Raw genomic sequence first — 17,089 nt, 5'->3', positions numbered from 1 at the left:
GGTGATCTCCGCGCCTAAGGGGCTGACTTTCGCGTCAGGAAGCCCTGCATCGCGAGCCACGCGGTGAACTCGTCGATGAGGAGCGTGGTCGTCGTGTTCGGCTTGCCGAGGCCGAAACCATGGCTGCCCTGCTGGTAGCCGTGGATTTCGACCGGGCGCTTCGCGGCTTGCCAGGCCTGCGCGATGGGGAAGCCCATCGAGGGGAACAGGGGATCGTCTAGCGCGATGGCATCGAACATCGGGGAGGCATCGGCCGGAACGTCGATCTTGGCCTGCGGGCCATAGATGTAGCCGAAGAATGCGGGACGCTCTCCGGGTTTTGCGGCGAGTACCGTCTGGAGCGAAGTCATCGCTCCGGCCGAAAACCCGATCATGCCCACCCGCGCGCGATCGATGCCCCACTTCGCGGCATTTTCCCGCACCATGGCAAGCGCGGCCAGACCATCCTCGGTCGCCTGCGGGTTGCCCAGCACCGGCGGCCGGCTTGGATCGGGCATGCCCTCCATCATCTTGGCCCAGACGTATTTTCCGGCTTCCTTTTCGTCCTTCGGAGTGGGCAGCAACCGATACTTGAGGACGAAGGCGGCGATGCCGCGATCGGCAAGGGCCTGGGCGACATCCCAGCCCTCGTGCGACATCGACAGCGCCATGAACGCGCCGCCGGGCGCCACGATCACGGCCGCGCCGGTGGCCTTGGCCGGATCGGGTAGAACCGGGGTCAAGGTCGGCCGGGTGACGTTGCGGACGGCGTAGTCCTTGCCGAAGTACTTCGCCCACACCTCGCTATCCGCGGAGCCCGGCGTGCGGGCGCCGTAGAGCGGGATGGCACCGGCTTCCTGCGGGGCGCTGGCCGGCGATGGTGCAGGGTAATCGGAAGGCTGCGCATTCGCGGCTGCCGATGCCAGGATGCACGCCATGGCCAGTGTGAGATATCCTGTCCTGCCCGTCATGTTCCAACCTCCCCGTTCATCATGCTTTGGCACGGGAATGACATGTGCGCAGGGCGGTGGTCAAATACGCAGACCTTGGAACGGCATAGGCATTTTCTATGGCTGGCGGCTCATCTCTGCCCGGCGCGGGATAGCATCCTCAAGAATTGGCCGGGTGCTCCCGCAAGGGTTTGCGGAAGCACCCGAGGCGGCAAACGCGGCACCTTGCCCCTACCGTGAGCGGATATCGGGCTGCCGGCATGTGCTGCCTTGGGGCCGTTGCTGCACGCCGCGTTGGCTACCGCGATGAGATAGCGCGTACGCCGGTCAAGGCCAGGTCGGTTCCAGATTTCCGCAAAGATGAAGTCCCGTAAACTCGCTTCGACCGGACTTGCCGGCTGGCAAATCTCACGCGCGGTCACTGCCCGGCCAATGGCCTTTCCACGCTCGGTTCGCGCGTGGGGAACCAGCAATTCCATCGAATTCCTCGCGGTTTCCCTGTTCAGACCTTGATCGAATCGATCACGTCCTGCGTGATGCCGGGGCGGCCCGGATCGCCTGCGAGGAATTCGCGGTGTTTCTTTTCGACGAAGGCATCCGGATCGGCGGCAACCTCCACCAGCATTTCCCATGCCTCTTCGTGGGTAGGTATGAGAATGCAGCCGGCTTCCATCGCATCGGATAGGACCGTTGCGGTTTCCTGCTGGGTCTTGACCGAAAGATGGCTGCCCGGCGCGCGCATCACGTAATTCTCGCTGAAGTGCTTCATGGCATCGGGAGAAGTCGTCATGACCGGGCCTGGACAGAGGCAGCTTACCCGGATGCCGTACTGCTTGAGGTAGAGCGCGAGATTCTGCGACATCGACACGACCGCCGCCTTGGAAGCGGCATAATGGACACGGCTCGCCGCGAAGGGATAGAGCCCTGCGAAGCTGCCGGTGTTGACGATATGGCCGGACCCGCGCGCGATCATGCGCGGGACGATCACATTGTTGGCTCGCACCATGCCGAAGAGGTTCACGTCGAACATCCGCTGCCATTCCGCCATCGGAATGTCCTGCGGGTTACCGCCTGAAAGGATGCCGGCATTGTTCATGTGAATGTCGAGCGGCCCGAGCGCCTGTTCGGCGGCGTCGATGGTCGCCTCTACCGAGGCATCGTCCAGCACGTTGCAATGCAGCCCGATCGCCTCGCCGCCTGCCCGCCGGAGGATCTCGGCGGTTTCTTCCGCGCCCTCTCGGCTGATGTCGGCCACGGCGACACGGGCCCCGCGCGCCGCCCATTCCTGCGCGATGCGGCGACCGATGTTCTGGCCTGCACCGATGATGAGCGCGGCCTTGCCTGCGAAAGTCTCGGACATTCCAACCTCTCCCTGCCCGCTTTCGGGCCATTTCGTTCAGATGCGTGGGGTTTTCAGATGTTCATGGCATGGAGCAGGTCCGAAGCGGCGGAGATTCCGGCGCGCAATTCGTCCTCGTTCGTATTCGCGGTGTAGTCTGCAGGCACGACCTCGAGGTCGAAGACGCCTTCGTAGCCCGCGTCCAGCACGTCGCCCATCATGCGTTCCAGCGGCAGGTCGCCCTGGCCGATATGGGAACGGCCGCCTGTGCCGGAAATCGCGATGTCGCCGATCTGGACGAGTGCGATATGAGGCATCGCCCGTTTCAGGGTTCCCCGAAGGCCGCGTTCCATCCAGTTGTTGCTGAAGTCGGAAACGATGCCCAGCCCTGTCGCCTCGGCGATCTCCACGGCATCCGCCAGCGTCGTGCAGAACGAGGCGCTGGTTCTGAGGCTCGGCTCGAATGCCGCGATGACGCCGCGTTCGCGGGCATGGGCCACGGTCGGCGCGACCGCTTCGGCAAAAAGCGCGAAATCTTCATCCCAGTCGCAACTGACCGTCCGTCCGGTCGTGAAGTAGATCGAGTGCCCACGGTGAGCCGCCACGAGGTCGATCATCGCGCGGTGTATGGCCCGCGTCGCGCTCCAGGACGAGGGATCGCCGAGCTGGAAGCCGGCGGTGATCAACGTGCTGACGCGGATACCGGCATCGCCGAGAGCCTTGAGGTCGCGGTCGGGATCGTCGGCGATCTTGTTCATCAGCAGCCCGGCATGACGCAGGCCCATGTCCTTCCACAGTGCCAGTTCGCGCGCGAACGGCCACTGGAACGAACACATCGCATCGACCGAAAGGCGAGGGTGCACCATTATTCGCCCCCTGCCAGTGCCGCTTCGAGGCGGCGGATTTCGCTTTCGAGCCAGCGTACTTCGCTGAAATTCTCGCGTCCGGCGGCCTCGAGTATGGCGTGCTGTGCGGCGAGCTGGATTTCCAGTGCCCGGCGATCTTCAGGCGCTGCCGCGGTGACGGCTTCTGCGACATGGAGAGCCTTGAGCGGCTGGTTTCCGCCGAGATAGCGCGCGGCAAGGTCGAGCGCGGCCGCGGGTCCACCGGCAAGTTCGATGAGATCGCCGAGCACGGCCTGCGGCGGCACGGCATAGAGTTCGGTCGAGGAATCGTAGCGGAACCAGCCGAGATGCTCCTCCCAGATCGAACGGACGATCCACGAAACCTTGCCGTGACCCTGCGGGATGGCAAGGTTCTCGGGCAGCCGGATGGTTTCCATCAGTTCCCAGAGAGGCTTGCCGGCGTTCATGCCCTTGAAGGTCGCATCGCGCAGATACTGGGCCGCATCGCGCATCCTGCTGAGGCTCGTGCGCACCTTGTCGCCCCGCGAACCGGCTCGCCGTGGCCGGTTATCAGCACTTCGGCGCCGAGGTCGATCACGCGCTGGACGCTGTCGATGTACCACTGGACATAGCGGTAGCGGTCGCCGCGCAGGGTATAGAGGTTGGGAACATGGCCGAACATCGGGCCGGTCATGTTGCCGGTGAAGACGATCCTGTCGTCCGGCAGCCAGATCACCAGCGAGTCTACCGTTTCGCCGCCGGGGACCGCGTAGAGTTCGAACCGCCGCCCACCCAGTTCGAAGGCGTGGCTGTCATGGAACGTGGTCGTCAGCGTGGGTTCGGGCCGTTCTGTCAGTTCCCGCTTCTGGTCGCGGCTCCACAAGCGCCGCGAACGGGCAGCCATGGCCGGGCCGAGGTCGCGGAACTGGGTGCGCACGAAAGGCTGGTTGGCCTGTCCGATCGTCTCGATTCCGGGGGCGTTGAAGGTGGGCCATCCGCCAATGTGATCTTCATGGCTCTGGGTGAACACGATCTTGCGGATCGGCTGGTCGCTGGCCGCATCGAAGCGGCGCTTGTTCTCGGCGGCGCTGTAGACGATGCCGGTGTTGACAAGGACACTGCCCTCGGCGGTCGTCACCAGGTAGAGGTTCGAGAGTCCCTCGACATGAAGATGCCGTTGCCGAGATCGACGGCATCCTGTCTGCCCGCGCCGTCATTGATGATCTGGGCATTGAGCGGCTGGTTCGCATCGCGGATGATGGGTTTCATGGCTTGGTTTCCTGCCTGAGTGGGCATCGTCAGCAGCGCGATGTACGCGAGCTCGCTGTGCGAATTCGCATCCCACCGGCTGAGCTTGCGGGTCATTTCACTTCCTGTTTTACCGGGAAGCGGTCCGTGTAGAACGCGAAGCGCTGGCGCAGGCTCGGGATATCGAGGTTGAAGTCTCCCGCCAGGTCGTAGACCACCCGGCCGTCCTTTCCGCGCGGGTGGCTGTCCATGTAGCCGCGCATGTCCCCGACGCTTTCGGCGCTGGAAGGCAGCCCGGCGAATTCCAGCACCTTTTGCGCGGTGCCGATATCGTCCGCGATCACGTCTGCGAACAGGATGTCGAGCCGCCGGCCTTCGGGGACCCGGTCCATGTCGCGCAGGTAGGCGCGCAGCATCTGTTCTATGCGGTCCACCCAGTAGGCGACGTGAGCCTGGATTTGCGGGTGCTTCTGGTGGACGAGCACGGACAGCCCCCGCATCGTCAGCACCGATTGCAGCAAGGCCAGCGGATCGCGGTGGATCTGGACGACATAGGCATCCGGATAATTCGCGACGAGTGCGGGGAGTTGCTCGCTATGCTGGTTACCCTTGAGGATCCAGCGCCGGTCGGACGGGAACTGATGCGCGATCGCCTTCAGCATCCGCTTGCCATAGGCATAGTGCTGCGTCTGGTCGTGGCGCAGCAGGTAGTCGCGCCAGGCGGGGACTTCGGCCATCCATTCCCACTGGTATGTGGTGAAGTCGGCATCTGCAGCTCGTTCTCGCCGCAGGCATGGTCGGGTGAGTGTTCATGCATGGCGGCCATGATGGCGTTCTGCTTCATCCGGTCCCAGTGCGCGGCCGAACGGGTCCAGCGCGGGTCCAGCCCATCGGGGCCGGCCGTCTCGCCGGGTGCCAGGACCGCTTCGGAGCCGAGATAGACCGGAAGGTGCCGCAGCCGGCGGTCGGCCGCGATCAGGTTCTCGAGGTGAGTCGTTCCCGAACGCGGCAGGCCGACGATGATGATCGGACGATCGATCACCTCGTCCTCGACGCCCGGATGGCTGTCGAGGAAGGCCTTGTTCTTGAGGCGGTTTGCGGCCTGCTTCACGCAGGCGGCGCGGAACTGCGCCTTGGCGAAGCGCCACAGGTTCCCGTTTGCGGAGACTTCGCCAAGAAGCGCGCCGAGGCGCTCGGTGAAGTCCATCGGGCCGAAGTCGGAAAGGCCGGTCTGCGCGGCGGCTTCTGCCAGTACGCCTTCTACCGTCATGTCGAGAGGTTCGGCTTCGGCCGCTTCGAGTTCTGCGCGGCGTTCGGGCGAAATCTGCGGATCGCGGAACTGCTCTACGCGGAAGACACTGGTCCGCACCGTTTCAGTATCCTTTTTGACGTCGGTGCTCATGCCCTGCGCTCCGCCGAAGTGTTGAGCTTGCCGGCATTGGCCATCCACCGCCCCGTCGACGCGGACAAGGTCGCCGGTGTGATAGCGCGATGCGTCGCTCATGAAGTAGACGCCGATGCCTTCGAAATCGGACGGGTTGCCGAAGCGCGGGATCGGGCAGCGTTCGCGCACCTGGCTGCCCAGCGGTGAGTCCGGCCCCTGATCCTTCACTGTCTCGCTTTCGGTATAGCCGGGGCAGACGGTGTTGGCGCGAATGCCGTACTTGCCCATATCGACCGCGATTCCGCGTGCGAGCGCGGCCATGGCACCCTTCGAGGCGTTGTAGTGCTGCATTCCGATCGAGCCGGTCACGGCGGAAAGGCTGGCGCAGAACAGGATCGAACCGCCCGGGTCGCCGGCTTCGGCGCGGGTGCGCATGTGGCGGGCGGCTTCGCGGGCGAGATAGAACGCGCCGTGCTGGTTGACCGAAAGCAGGTCATGCCAGGCCTCGCCTGTCATGTTGGTGAAGCAGCCCTGGTTCTTCATCAGGCCCGCATTGGCGATGGCGCCGTCCACCCGGCCCATTTGCGCAGTGGCTTCGGCAAAGGCCTCCACCACGCGGGCTTCGTCGGCAACGTCGACTTCCTGGGTGAAGATGCGCCCCCCGAACTCGGCGAGTTCGCGTGCCGCCTCTTCATTCCTGTCCTGGCGGCGGCCCCAGATGACCAGATCGCCGCCCGCTCGCGCGATGCCGCGTGCGAAGCCCAGACCGATGCCGGCGTGCGCCCGATATGACGACGACGCGGCCGCTCATGTCCCAAGGAAGACGTGACATGCCTCTCTCCAAAATGAGTCCTGAATGATTGCCAGATGCCTTTTTGCACCCCGACTCTTATTGCGATAAGTCTTAAATAGGATACTCAAAGGCCGTCAAGCCGCCTATGCTTCCTTGCCATCGCCGCCACGACAGGCTGGACGCGCTCATGGCTTTCGTGTTGTGAGATGGTGGAATGAACATGCGCAAAAGCAGAACGGCACTCGACGCTGCCGCCGACAAGCTCAGGGAGATCGTCCTCGCCCGTGAGCCGGGAGCCTATATCGGGCGCGAAGAGGCGCTGATTTCCGAGCTGGGCTTCGCCCGCGCCACCGTGCGGCAGGCCGCACGGCTGGTGGAGCGCGAAGGGTTTCTGGCCGTGCGCCGGGGCAACAACGGCGGCTATTTCGCGTCCCGGCCCGACGCGACGACGATCGAATCCATCGTTTCGATGTACCTGTCGATGATGGATGTGCCGCCGGAGGATGTCACGGCAATCGCCACTGCGTTATGGGTGGAAGCCATGCGCAAGGCGGCCCGCGCTCCTCACGACAGGATCGCCGCCGGTATCGCGTCGCTGGTCGAACGGGCGCACGCGCTTCGCGACGATGCAAGTTTCGACGACGTGCGCGAACTGGAACGCGAAACCCAGGATGTCGTCTTCGAGCTTGCCGACAGCGCTTATATAAAGCTCGTCTTCGACATCAACGTGGCTTTCTCGCGCAGGACTTATCAAGGCCCGGCAGTCGACGATGTTTCGCCCGAGCATCGCCGTTTCGTGCAAAGCTGGCGAAATGCCCGGCTGATGGAGTTCGGGGCCCTGATGCAGGGTGACGCGGAACTCGCGGGCATCGCCAGCCAGTACAGCCGCAAGGTCTGGGCCCGCCGCATTCGCGCGCGCTTTCAGATGAAGGCGGAAGAAGCGGCTGGCGACTGATCGGGCCGCCGTAAGGTCAGGCTTCAGGCGGGCGCTGCCGTCGCCGCGCGCCATTCGGGATAGGGCCGCAGGCTGAAGACCAGCCCCCCGGAGATGAGCGAGATCGCGACACCGGCGAGCAGCAACGGGGTGTAGCTGCCGTAACGATCGTAGGAGAGGCCCGCAGCGAGCGGCCCGATGGCGGAGGCGAGCGCGATCACGCTGGTCATGAAGCCGAAGATCGTTCCATAGTGCCGCATCCCGGCGTACCGGGCGGTCAGGTAACTGCAGAGCTGGATCTTGGTGCCTGCCGCATAGCCGCTGATCATGATGCCGATGACGATGGTGACAGGCGTTGCGATGCCCTGCATGAGCAAAGGCCATCCCACGGCGGTCGATGCCAGGGTGATGCCGCCCACGGTGCGCGCATGGAACCGGTCGATGAGCGTGCCGGAGACCAGCTTGCCCATCACGCCCGCAACCCCGGAAAGGCTGACGAGCCAGGCTGCCTGCGAGCGGCTCATGCCCGCCTCGACCAGAATGGGGAACTGGTGGACGACGACGGCAATGGTCACGGTCAGGACGAGGAACGTCGCTACGGCGACTTTCCAGAGCGATATGTCGCGCCATGCCTCCCCGATGCCGAGGCCGGGCAGGTCCGGAGCGGCCTCGGGCGGCCCTTTGGCCTGCGACTGCCTGCGCCGCGCCTGATCGCGCACGTCGAAAAGGAACAGGGCGGAGAGAACCAGCGCCAGTCCGCCCCAGCCCAGGCCGAGGGCGATATAGGCGGTGCGCCAGCCGAATGCCTCGATCAGCGCGTTGGAAAGCGGCGGGGCGACGACTTGCGCCAGCGCCGTGCCCGACATCGTTACGCCAAGCGCCAGCCCGCGCCCCACCCTGAACACGCTGGCGATTGCGGCGGACCAGAGGGTGGATTGCACCAGAAGCGCGACAACGCCCCATATCACCCACAGTGCAAGCCATTGGGGGATGGAGCCGTTGACCTGCGAAAACGCCGCGATTGCCAGGCTCGTCAACACAAGGCCGGGCAGCGCAAGGCGGCGCGAGCCGTGCCGGTCTATCAGAATGCCGATGAAGGGAGAGCAGAGGATGGACAGCAGCGAGGCGATCGCCATGCCGGCGGAGAGTTCGGTTCGCCCCCAGTGAAATTCCGCCGCGAGCGGGTCCATGAACACGCCGGCAGCGGCCGTCATGAACGACATGAACGAAAAGCCGATGCAGGCCGCAAGGACCATCGGCCAATGGCGGCGCCACTCCGCGCCTGCCGTTTCAAGCTGTTCCAATCCAGCTCTCCCATTTCATAAGCGCCGCTTGCTGCGACATCTTGTGCAAGGCGTTGTGCGTGATTGCCGCGAATGAGTCTAACGGAAAAAGGGCACTGTTTAATCGCCCTGCCGTTCTCTGCCTAGGGCTAGTGGGTCCCATGATTCTAGCGAGATTTATGGCGGCGTTCGCCGGAATTGCGCGATAATGCTTAGAAATTCAGCGCGGGCTCGATGAGTCTGGAGGAGTTGGTGTGGGGCGCTGCGGCCGTCTGCATCCGAACGCTGTCTCTGAAGAGTGCCCTTATATGCGAAGGCACAAGGCTTATGATACCTCCTGGTCCGTGCGCGCGCGGGTCTGGCCTGGCGGCCGGGCCGTTTCCCCCAGGGTGGCAGCGGACCACGTTTCGATGCCGCGCGGCGTCAGGCTGCCTGGACGAGGCTGCTGGCGGCTTTGCGCAAATCGGCGACGTAGCGGGAGAATTCGGCATCGGCGTCGGCCTCGGGAGGAAGGCGCAGCAGATAGCTGGGGTGGACGGTGATCCAGCAAGGCGTACCGTCCGCCAGCAGCACAGCCCGGCCGCGCTCCTGCCCGATCGTCATCGCCTTGCCGGTGAGCGACCGGGCCGCCGTGGCCCCCATCGCGATCACCAGTCTGGGGCGCACGATGGCGCGTTCCTGATCGATCCACCAGCGGCAGGCGTCGACTTCGCCCGCATGGGGGGCGGGCGTGAAGGCGGCTGTGCGCGCGGCTCGAACTTGAAGTGCTTTACCGCATTGGTGACGTAGGCGCGGGCACGGTCGATCCCCGCCGCCGCCATGGCCCGGTCGAAGACTTCGCCGGCCGGGCCCATGAACGGGCGGCCCACGATATCTTCCCGGTCGCCGGGCTGTTCGCCCACGATCATGATCTCGGCATCGTGCGGTCCTTCGCCGAATACGGTCTGGGTCGCCGGTTGCCAGAGCGGGCAGCGGCGACAGGCGGTCGCCTCCTGCCGCAGCAGCTCGAGCGCATCATCTCCGCCTGCCCCCCTTGATCGTATGGTCGGAGTATCGAGCTGGCGCGGCGGCCCGGCCCGATCCTGCTCGATCATCGCCAGTTCGCGCTTGCGGGCACCGGCGATCAGTTGCGGGACCAGCGCGGTCTCGGGCATGTTTCGCCAGTACTTGCGCGGCATTTCCTTGAGCATGGCGCGCGGCATGACCCGCGCCGGATTGAAGATGGCGCTGTAATAGGCCTTCCAGACCCCTTCCACCGGATCGTCGCCAGGTGCGTCGCCGCGCTGTGCAGGAGGCCCCTCGGTCAGCAGGGCGCCATCCCAGTGGAGCGCACCCCGCGGGGTCAGGATCGACCAGCGCATGTTGGTGAAGCGCTCCACGAAAAAGGCGGCATTGCGACGCAATATGTGGTGCTCGGGCTCGTACCAGGCGACGAACCGCGTGCCGTCTCCATCCGGCAGTTCGCGGAAGCGGAGGAAGGCATGCATCTTGTGGATGTCGCGCCGCACGTTCTGCGCGAGACCTTCCAGGCGGCGCAGGGGCCGGTCGGCCCGGTCCTGCAGCAGGTGCGGCTGGTCCAGCAGGCGCAACAGCAAGGCATAGAGCAGTGCGAAACGCTCGGGCTCGCTGTGAAGCGCCGCATCACGCGCAAGATCGAGGAACGCCCTGGAAACCCGCATCGGCGGCGCCTGCGCGGCGTCCACGGCAATCGGCTCTCCCCCGAACAGGTCCACCGGCCGGTCGCCGATCTGCCAGAGTACCTCGTTCGCGGCTATGCGCTCTGCCGCGAGCATGCGGGCGGCGGCGCGCCAGCCATCGAAGTCATCTTCGGCATCAAGGCGTACCATCCGCATGGTCAGGCCGCGAACAGTTCCAGCTGCGTGGCGGGCGGAGCGACGAGCGCGCGAAGGTCGGCCCTGTCGATCAGCCCGGTGGGCCGCCAGTCTGCCGTGACGATGAACGGCCGCAGCTTCTTCACCGAAACGGTCATGCGCGCCACGTCGTCCAGCCGCAGGGTCCGCCAGCGGCGCGCCGAGACGATGGCATCCACCGCCTTCACCCCGAGGCCGGGGATGCGCAGCAGCAGTTCGCGCGGGGCGCGGTTGACGTCCACCGGAAAACGATCGCGAAAGCGCAGCGCCCAGGCCAGCTTGGGATCGATGTCCAGCGGGAGCATCCCCGTGGCCGGATCGACCGCAGCGCCGACTTCCTGCGGCGTGTACTGGTAGAACCGCATGAGCCAGTCCGACTGGTAGAGCCGGTGTTCGCGCATCAGCGGCGGGCGCTGGAGCGGCAGGACGACGCTGGCGTCCGGGATCGGGCTGAAGGCGGAGTAATAGACGCGCCTGAGATCGAAGCGGTCGTAGAGCGCGGCGGCGCGGGACACGATGTCGCGGTCGGTCGCGGCGTCGGCACCGACGATCATCTGGGTCGATTGTCCGGCGGGCGCAAAGGTGGGGGCGGAGCGGAACCGCCGACTGGCGTCGGCTCCCTCCTCGATCGCCGAGCGCATGGTCCCCATCGCACCTTCGATCCGCGCCTGCGACTTTTCGGGCGCGAGGCGCTGGAGGCCGCCGGCGGTCGGCAGTTCCACGTTGATCGATACCCGATCGGCATGGAGCCCGGCCCGCGCCACGAGTTCGGGATCGGCGTCGGGAATGGTCTTGAGGTGGATGTAGCCGCGAAAATCGTGGTCTTCCCGCAGGGAGCGGGCCACTTCGACGATCTGCTCCATCGTATAGTCGGGCGTGTGGATGATGCCCGAGGACAGGAACAGCCCCTCGATGTAATTGCGGCGGTAGAAGTCGAGCGTGAGGTCCACCACTTCCTTCGCGGTGAAGCGGGCGCGGCGCACGTTGGAGGACTTGCGGTTGATGCAGTAGTGGCAATCGAAGATGCAGCTGTTGGTCAGCAGTATCTTGAGCAGGCTGATGCAGCGCCCGTCCGGCGCATAGGCATGGCAGATGCCGCCGCCTTCCAGCGTGGAGCCGATCCCCTTGCCGCCACGCGAATCCCGCTTCCTGACGCCCGAAGAGGAGCACGACGCATCGTATTTCGCCGCATCCGCGAGGATCGTCAGCTTTTCGGCGATATCGAGCGGGGGCATTGAACCAGACCTTTTCCTCATGCGTTCAGCTAAGCGTAAGTGCAGCTCTTGCAGCCGGAGCCTGTCCCATGCCGAAGGGCTTTTCAAACGAAATGTTCCCTTTATGTTCGTTTTTGCGACGAGGCGATGGGCCTTCGCGTGCTTGGCGGGAGGGCGCTGTTGTGGGAAAGGCGGGGAAGGGCGACGTAATTTGATGCCGGATAACAGGAAAATGCCATTGCCCATTGCCGGGAAGAACCGCGCACGCCCTTCGCGTCTCACTTCATGGGCTCTCAATGCGGGGGCTCTGGCCCTGCCGATGGCCGCGATGCTGGCCTCGTCCACGGCGGTCGCCGCCGATCCCGCGCCGTTCGAACTGAACGGCCCCGGCCTGCGTATCCAGGTGACGCGCGGCAAGGAAACGCTGCCCATTGCGCAAGTGCCCAGCCTTGCCGAGGGGGACATGCTGTCGATCCATGCGGACCTGCCGGAGGATCAGGGCGCGAAATTCCTGATGGTGTCCGCTTTCCTGCGCGGCGCGACCAATCCGCCGCCCAAGGACTGGATCAAGATCGCCGAGACCTGGAGGGACAAGGAAAAGAACAAGGCGCTGGCGCTGACGGTGCCGAAGAATGCGCGCCAGATGGTCATGTTCCTGGTCCCCGATACAGGCGGCGCGGAAGGGACGCTGGTGGATGCCGTGCGCGGCAAGCCGGGCGAATTCGTCCGCGCCACGCAGGACCTCAACCAGGCCTCGCTCGACCATTCCCGCCTCGATGCCTTCATGGCGGCGATCCGGGCGCAGGACAATTATCACCCCGAGTTCCTGCGCAGCGTGGCACCGACGCTGGCGCGCAGCCTGTCGATGAAGCTGAACGAGGAATGCCTCTCGAAAGTGATCGAGCTTCAGGCGTCATGCCTGCTCGAAAACCGGGAAACGCTGGTGTTGGCGGACGTCCACACCAGTTCGGTGGCGGAAACGCTGACCGGCGCACCGACGGACCTTGCCCTGCAGTTGAGCGCCACGCGCGAAGCGGGCTATGGCTATTACAGCGCCTATATCGGGGTGGCGCGGGATATCGCGAAGATATTCGGCGCCTTTTCCAATCCGCAGTTCAGCTACCTGCCGACGCTGAGCGTGCGCAAGGGCGACCGTACAGGCCTGCTGCTGAACACCGCGCCTTCGTTTGAAAAGCCCAAATCGGTCATGGTGATCGCCATGCCGGCCATCGAATCCGGTAGCCCGCCCCGCCTGCGCACGAGCGCCAACGATCCGGTCTGCGCGGTTCAGGCCGGCGGCGCGCAGGGCACGCTGCTGCCGGTGGAAGGGGCGCCGCTGATCTATTCGACCGCTTATGCGCGGGAGATGAAAGTTACCCTCACCGCGCCTTCGGGGCAGACGGTGGACGTCCCCCTCGAAGCACGGGCGGACCGAGGCGGCTATGTCCTTGCGGGCGGGGAACTGCCTGCCGCCTTTACCGGAACCTTGCGCGCCCACGTCTACGGCTACTGGGGCTTCGATCGCTTCGAAGGGCCGGACTTCCTCCTCCAGAAGCCCGATGGCGGCGGCTGGCAGGTGGCGGGCGGCGACAAGAACGCCGAGATGCCCACGCTGGTCGTCGGACGGGATAATCCGCTGGTACTGACGGGCGCCGCGCCGTCCTGCGTGGAATCGGTGACTTTGCGGCAAGGTGGCAGCGCGCAGTCGGTCGAGTGGAAAGTGCAGGGCAAGGACGGTCTGGCGCTCACCCTGCCGCTGGCGGGCCGCAAGCCGGGCGATATGAGCGTGGAAGTGAAGGTGCGCGGCACTGCCCAGCCTTCGACGATCGCGCTGCGGGCCGATGTCCAGGCGAGCCGGGTCGACGGTCTGGTGATCCATGCCGGGGATGACTGGGGCGTGCTGACCGGCCAGCGGCTCGACCAGGTGGACAGCGCCGAACTTGCCGGTCTCACGCTCAAGCCTGACGGCCTGACCCGCGACGGGACGGTAGACCGCCTCAGGCTGGCGAGGTCCGACGGGCAGAAGTTGCCGGAGGGCGCCTCCCAAACCGTGCCCGAGATACCCGGGGATGCGGCCGCGCGCATCAGGCTGCGTGGCGGGCGCACCGTTTCGGTCCCGATTACGCTGGCCGAGGCGCGGCCGCGCGTGAACCTGCTCAGCAAGACCATCGAACCCGGGCCGGTAGCGGCGGGGGGCAGGGTGCTGGGCCTTCCCGGAGAAGACCTGCTGCCGGACAACGGCCGCATGGTGTTCTCGGTTCGCAGCGATGCAGCGCCGCTGACCCCTGCCGACGTGATCGAGGTGGCGCCCGCGAGCGGCGGCGAGCCGGTGCGGCTTTCGGCAGGCAAGGGATTGAAAGTTGCAGGGCCGCAAGTCCTGGTTGCCTCGTTCGACCCCGAAACGCTGCCGCCTTCCACGTTCGGTCCGCTTCGCTTCCGGCTGGTGCGCGGCGGCGATGCCGGCGACTGGCAGCCGCTGGTCACGCTGGCGCGGCTTCCGCATATCGACGGTGTATCGTGCGGCGGGGCGGAGCGGGACGCGAACTGCACCATCAGGGGCAGCGACCTGTTCCTGATCGATGCGGTGGGGCTTTCGCCTGCCCTCGATCCGGCGGTGAACGTGGCGCAGGGCTTCACGGGCTCTGCGCTTCAGGTGCCCGCGGCGCGCGACGGCAAGTTCTACCTGCGTCTGCGCGACGCGCCGGGCGCGCCGGTGGTGCTGCCGGTTTCCTGACGGCGCTTCCTTGCCCCCGCCTCTTCCGGGAGGCGGGGGTATCGCGCCTGCGCGTTCTGGTGCGATGTCCTTATCGGTCAAGAAAAGTGCCGGCTGCTGCGGCTAGACCCGGCCTTCGAACCGCGCGCACGACGCGGCAGAGGAAGGTGAGGGGACAAGCGGGTGAAGGTCGAGGACATCATTGCGGCGGCAAGCGCGGAGACGGGCCTTAACGACTTTGGCGACGAGGCGGTCCTGTCGGGCCTCGCGATCCTGCTGGAGGATTACCAGAACGAGGCTGCGCTTACCGAAGCGGGCCGGCAGCGCTCCATCGGCTCGCTGGTCTCGGCGCTGGCGGGCCGGATGAAAGTGGAAGACTGGCTGGCGCGTCATCCCGAACTGCTGGAGCGTCCGGTCGAAAAGCCGATGTTCGTCTTCGGCCTGCCCCGCACCGGCACGACACTGACCATCAACCTGCTGGCCGCCGACCCGGACCGCCGTTGTTTCCTGCGCTGGGAAGCGTTCGACCCGGTGCCGCCGCCGCGCAGCGACGAACTGTCAGCCGGCCCGCGTTTCGAGCGGATGCAGGCGCAGATGGCGCGCGCGATCGGCGCCGCCCCCCATATCGCCGCGATCCACCATGAAGATTCCGACAGCCCCACCGAGTGTCAGTTCGCCATGGCGCCTTCGTTCTGCGCGCAAGTCTACGAGGCGCAGGCCCATGTTCCCGGCTATCGGCAGTGGTTCCTGCACGAGGCCGACTATCGCCCGGCCTTCCGTTATCACAAGCGTCTGCTGCAATGCCTTCAGGCCGAGGCGCCCGGGCGCTGGACGTTGAAGAATCCCTGGCATCCGCTGTTTCTGGACGAGCTGACCGAAGTCTATCCCGATGCGCAGCTTGTCATGACTCATCGCGATCCGGTGGAAGTGGTGGGCTCGGCATGCAGCCTCATCCACGCGGTGCGGCGAATGTACAGCGACGCGGTAGACGCCCATGCCATCGGCGCGCAGATGGTGGAGATATTCCACCTCATGATCGCCCGGCAGGATGCATACCGCGCGAAACACGGCGCGGACGCGATCTTCGATATCCAGTACGATGCGCAGATGCGCGATCCGGTGGGCCAGATGAAGCGGCTTTACGATCATTTCGGCGAACCGCTGACGGCGCGGGCGGAAGCGGCGATGACCGCTTTCCTCGCCGACAATCCCAAGGGCAGGCACGGCCGGCATGAATATCGGCTGGAGGACTACGGCCTCGATGCCGCCGGGGTGAGGCGGGAATTCGCCGATTACGTGGAGCGGTTCCGCATTCCCACGCGCTCGTGATACGGCGGGGCTGACGCTATCGCCAAGGCGTTGCCCTCCGCGTTGACCCTGCCTTGCAGGCAGGAGCATCTCTTGCAGCCATAAGCGGCGGGGTGCGGCCCTGCGCTGAGTCGGTCGGGAGCGGCGAAGAAGATGCGGGAGCCTTTCGTCGATGGCACGCCGGATGCGGGAACGCAGGTGATCCAGGCGCGGCTGCTGCGCCATTTTCCGCAGGTCGTGCGCGATCTTGGCGGCGATCCGCAGTCCCTCTTGTGCGCGGTCGGGCTGGACGAGGAAGCCTGCGACCGGGCCGGGGCGATAACGTGCGGGCAATGGCTGAAAGTCGTGGGCCGGGCGGCGGACGTGCTGGACCGGCCGGATTTCGGCCTGCGTCTTGCGCAGCGGCAGGGCGGCGTGGATGTGTTCGGGCCGCTCGGTGCAGCCATGCGCAGCGTCCTGCGGTTCGGTGACGCGCTGTCCTATGCCGCCACGCACAATGCCGCGCACAGTCTTGCCGCGCGGGTTTGGATGGGGCGATCCGCCGGTGGGCAGCATGTCTTCATGGGCCACGAACTGCTGGCCGAGGATTTGCCGGCGCGCAGCCAGGCGATCGAGCAGGTGCTATTGGCCGGACACCTGGGCGCCCGCGCGATCACCGGGCAGCGCGTTGGCGCGCGCCGCGTCCACTTTCGCCACCAGGCTTTGTCCCCCGCGAAAGTCTACCGCGAGCATTTCGGCTGCGAAGTGCGTTTCTGCCAGAACGAGGACGGCGTGGTCTTCACGGTGGGCGATCTTGAAAGTCCGGTCGCCGATGCCGACCGGCAGGGCCTGCGCGACGTGACCGAGCATGTTTCCCGCCGGTTCCGGCAACAGCGCCCGCCGGTCCATGCGCAAGTACGCGGCGTGGTGATGCAACTGCTCTGGACCGGTCGCTGCGGGAACGACGATGTCGCCCGCCATCTCAACCTTCATCCGCGCACCCTGCACCGGCGTCTTCACGAAGAAAGCATCAGCTTCCAATCGATCAAGGACGAGGTCCGCCGGGACTTCATGCTCTATTACCTCCAGCAGACCGACCTGCCGCTCAGCCGCATATCGGAGAAGCTGGGCTTCGCCGAGCAGTCGGTCATGTCGCGCTTTGCGCGGAGCAGCCTCGCCGCCTCGCCGCGCGAGATTCGCCAGGCGGCGCGGGAAGCGTTGCCCTGAGCACCGATATCCCGGCGCCCGG

Annotated in this window: 16 protein-coding genes; 4 read left to right on the top strand and 12 right to left on the bottom strand. The window is 65.7% G+C overall.

Annotated elements, in window-relative coordinates:
* Positions 1 to 14 precede the first annotated feature (14 nt).
* The 8 genes from ADT71_RS15080 to ADT71_RS32165 all read right to left on the bottom strand — a co-directional run bounded on the left by ADT71_RS15080 (position 15) and on the right by ADT71_RS32165 (position 6,471).
* Entirely contained in the window at positions 15 to 950 is a 936-nt protein-coding gene (locus tag ADT71_RS15080) for an alpha/beta hydrolase fold domain-containing protein (RefSeq protein ID WP_231635904.1), read from the bottom strand.
* A 481-nt stretch (positions 951 to 1,431) separates the two neighbouring features.
* Positions 1,432 to 2,289, bottom strand: a complete 858-nt coding sequence (locus ADT71_RS15075) for an SDR family NAD(P)-dependent oxidoreductase (protein WP_054438062.1) — start codon at positions 2,287 to 2,289, stop codon at positions 1,432 to 1,434.
* A 53-nt stretch (positions 2,290 to 2,342) separates the two neighbouring features.
* The gene (locus ADT71_RS15070; protein WP_054438061.1) at positions 2,343 to 3,134 is read right to left on the bottom strand and encodes a sugar phosphate isomerase/epimerase; all 792 of its coding nucleotides are present in this window, start codon (positions 3,132 to 3,134) and stop codon (positions 2,343 to 2,345) included.
* A complete protein-coding gene (locus ADT71_RS32185) occupies positions 3,134 to 3,625 on the bottom strand; it encodes an alkyl sulfatase dimerization domain-containing protein (protein ID WP_197283035.1) in 492 nt (163 codons plus the stop codon). Before ADT71_RS32185 ends, ADT71_RS15070 begins: the two co-directional genes overlap by 1 nt.
* Positions 3,577 to 4,251 (bottom strand): MBL fold metallo-hydrolase, encoded by a 675-nt coding sequence (locus ADT71_RS32180; protein ID WP_197283034.1) that lies wholly within the window; start codon positions 4,249 to 4,251, stop codon positions 3,577 to 3,579. Before ADT71_RS32180 ends, ADT71_RS32185 begins: the two co-directional genes overlap by 49 nt.
* The gene (locus ADT71_RS32175) at positions 4,248 to 4,478 is read right to left on the bottom strand and encodes a hypothetical protein (RefSeq protein WP_197283033.1); all 231 of its coding nucleotides are present in this window, start codon (positions 4,476 to 4,478) and stop codon (positions 4,248 to 4,250) included. Before ADT71_RS32175 ends, ADT71_RS32180 begins: the two co-directional genes overlap by 4 nt.
* On the bottom strand, positions 4,475 to 5,098 hold the full coding sequence (locus ADT71_RS35770; protein ID WP_197283032.1) for a sulfotransferase: 624 nt from the start codon (positions 5,096 to 5,098) through the stop codon (positions 4,475 to 4,477). Before ADT71_RS35770 ends, ADT71_RS32175 begins: the two co-directional genes overlap by 4 nt.
* On the bottom strand, positions 5,017 to 6,471 hold the full coding sequence (locus ADT71_RS32165; protein WP_369818273.1) for an SDR family oxidoreductase: 1,455 nt from the start codon (positions 6,469 to 6,471) through the stop codon (positions 5,017 to 5,019). The genes ADT71_RS35770 and ADT71_RS32165 overlap by 82 nt, the downstream gene beginning before the upstream one ends.
* Positions 6,472 to 6,758: 287 nt before the next feature.
* On the opposite strand from ADT71_RS32165, the gene ADT71_RS15050 reads away from it, so the two are divergent.
* Positions 6,759 to 7,493, top strand: coding sequence for a FadR/GntR family transcriptional regulator (locus ADT71_RS15050; protein WP_165913316.1), 735 nt, complete (start codon positions 6,759 to 6,761; stop codon positions 7,491 to 7,493).
* A gap of 23 nt (positions 7,494 to 7,516) precedes the next feature.
* Here ADT71_RS15050 and ADT71_RS15045 read toward each other — a convergent pair whose 3' ends face one another.
* From ADT71_RS15045 to ADT71_RS15035, 4 genes are all read right to left on the bottom strand, one after another.
* A complete protein-coding gene (locus ADT71_RS15045) occupies positions 7,517 to 8,776 on the bottom strand; it encodes an MFS transporter (protein ID WP_231635903.1) in 1,260 nt (419 codons plus the stop codon).
* Positions 8,777 to 9,178: 402 nt separating this feature from the next.
* Positions 9,179 to 9,424, bottom strand: coding sequence for a uracil-DNA glycosylase family protein (locus ADT71_RS35765; RefSeq protein ID WP_369818272.1), 246 nt, complete (start codon positions 9,422 to 9,424; stop codon positions 9,179 to 9,181).
* Positions 9,403 to 10,608, bottom strand: coding sequence for a TIGR03915 family putative DNA repair protein (locus ADT71_RS15040; protein ID WP_369818267.1), 1,206 nt, complete (start codon positions 10,606 to 10,608; stop codon positions 9,403 to 9,405). Before ADT71_RS15040 ends, ADT71_RS35765 begins: the two co-directional genes overlap by 22 nt.
* Positions 10,609 to 10,610: 2 nt before the next feature.
* Positions 10,611 to 11,861 carry a putative DNA modification/repair radical SAM protein gene (locus tag ADT71_RS15035; RefSeq protein WP_054438057.1) on the bottom strand — a complete coding sequence of 417 codons (1,251 nt, stop codon included), beginning with the start codon at positions 11,859 to 11,861 and terminating at the stop codon, positions 10,611 to 10,613.
* 298 nt (positions 11,862 to 12,159) lie between these two features.
* On the opposite strand from ADT71_RS15035, the gene ADT71_RS15030 reads away from it, so the two are divergent.
* The 3 genes from ADT71_RS15030 (at position 12,160) to ADT71_RS15020 (ending at position 17,067) form a co-directional block, all read left to right on the top strand.
* Positions 12,160 to 14,574: a hypothetical protein gene (locus ADT71_RS15030; RefSeq protein WP_082370365.1), complete on the top strand. Its 2,415-nt coding sequence runs from the start codon at positions 12,160 to 12,162 to the stop codon at positions 14,572 to 14,574.
* A 162-nt stretch (positions 14,575 to 14,736) separates the two neighbouring features.
* Entirely contained in the window at positions 14,737 to 15,882 is a 1,146-nt protein-coding gene (locus ADT71_RS15025) for a sulfotransferase (RefSeq protein WP_054438052.1), read from the top strand.
* Between the two features lie 132 nt (positions 15,883 to 16,014).
* The gene (locus ADT71_RS15020) at positions 16,015 to 17,067 is read left to right on the top strand and encodes an AraC family transcriptional regulator ligand-binding domain-containing protein (RefSeq protein WP_054438050.1); all 1,053 of its coding nucleotides are present in this window, start codon (positions 16,015 to 16,017) and stop codon (positions 17,065 to 17,067) included.
* Positions 17,068 to 17,089: the final 22 nt, after the last annotated feature.

The sequence above is a fragment of the Novosphingobium sp. ST904 genome (assembly GCF_001298105.1).
GTDB lineage: Bacteria > Pseudomonadota > Alphaproteobacteria > Sphingomonadales > Sphingomonadaceae > Novosphingobium.
This window is presented reverse-complemented; position numbering and strand designations above follow the sequence as displayed.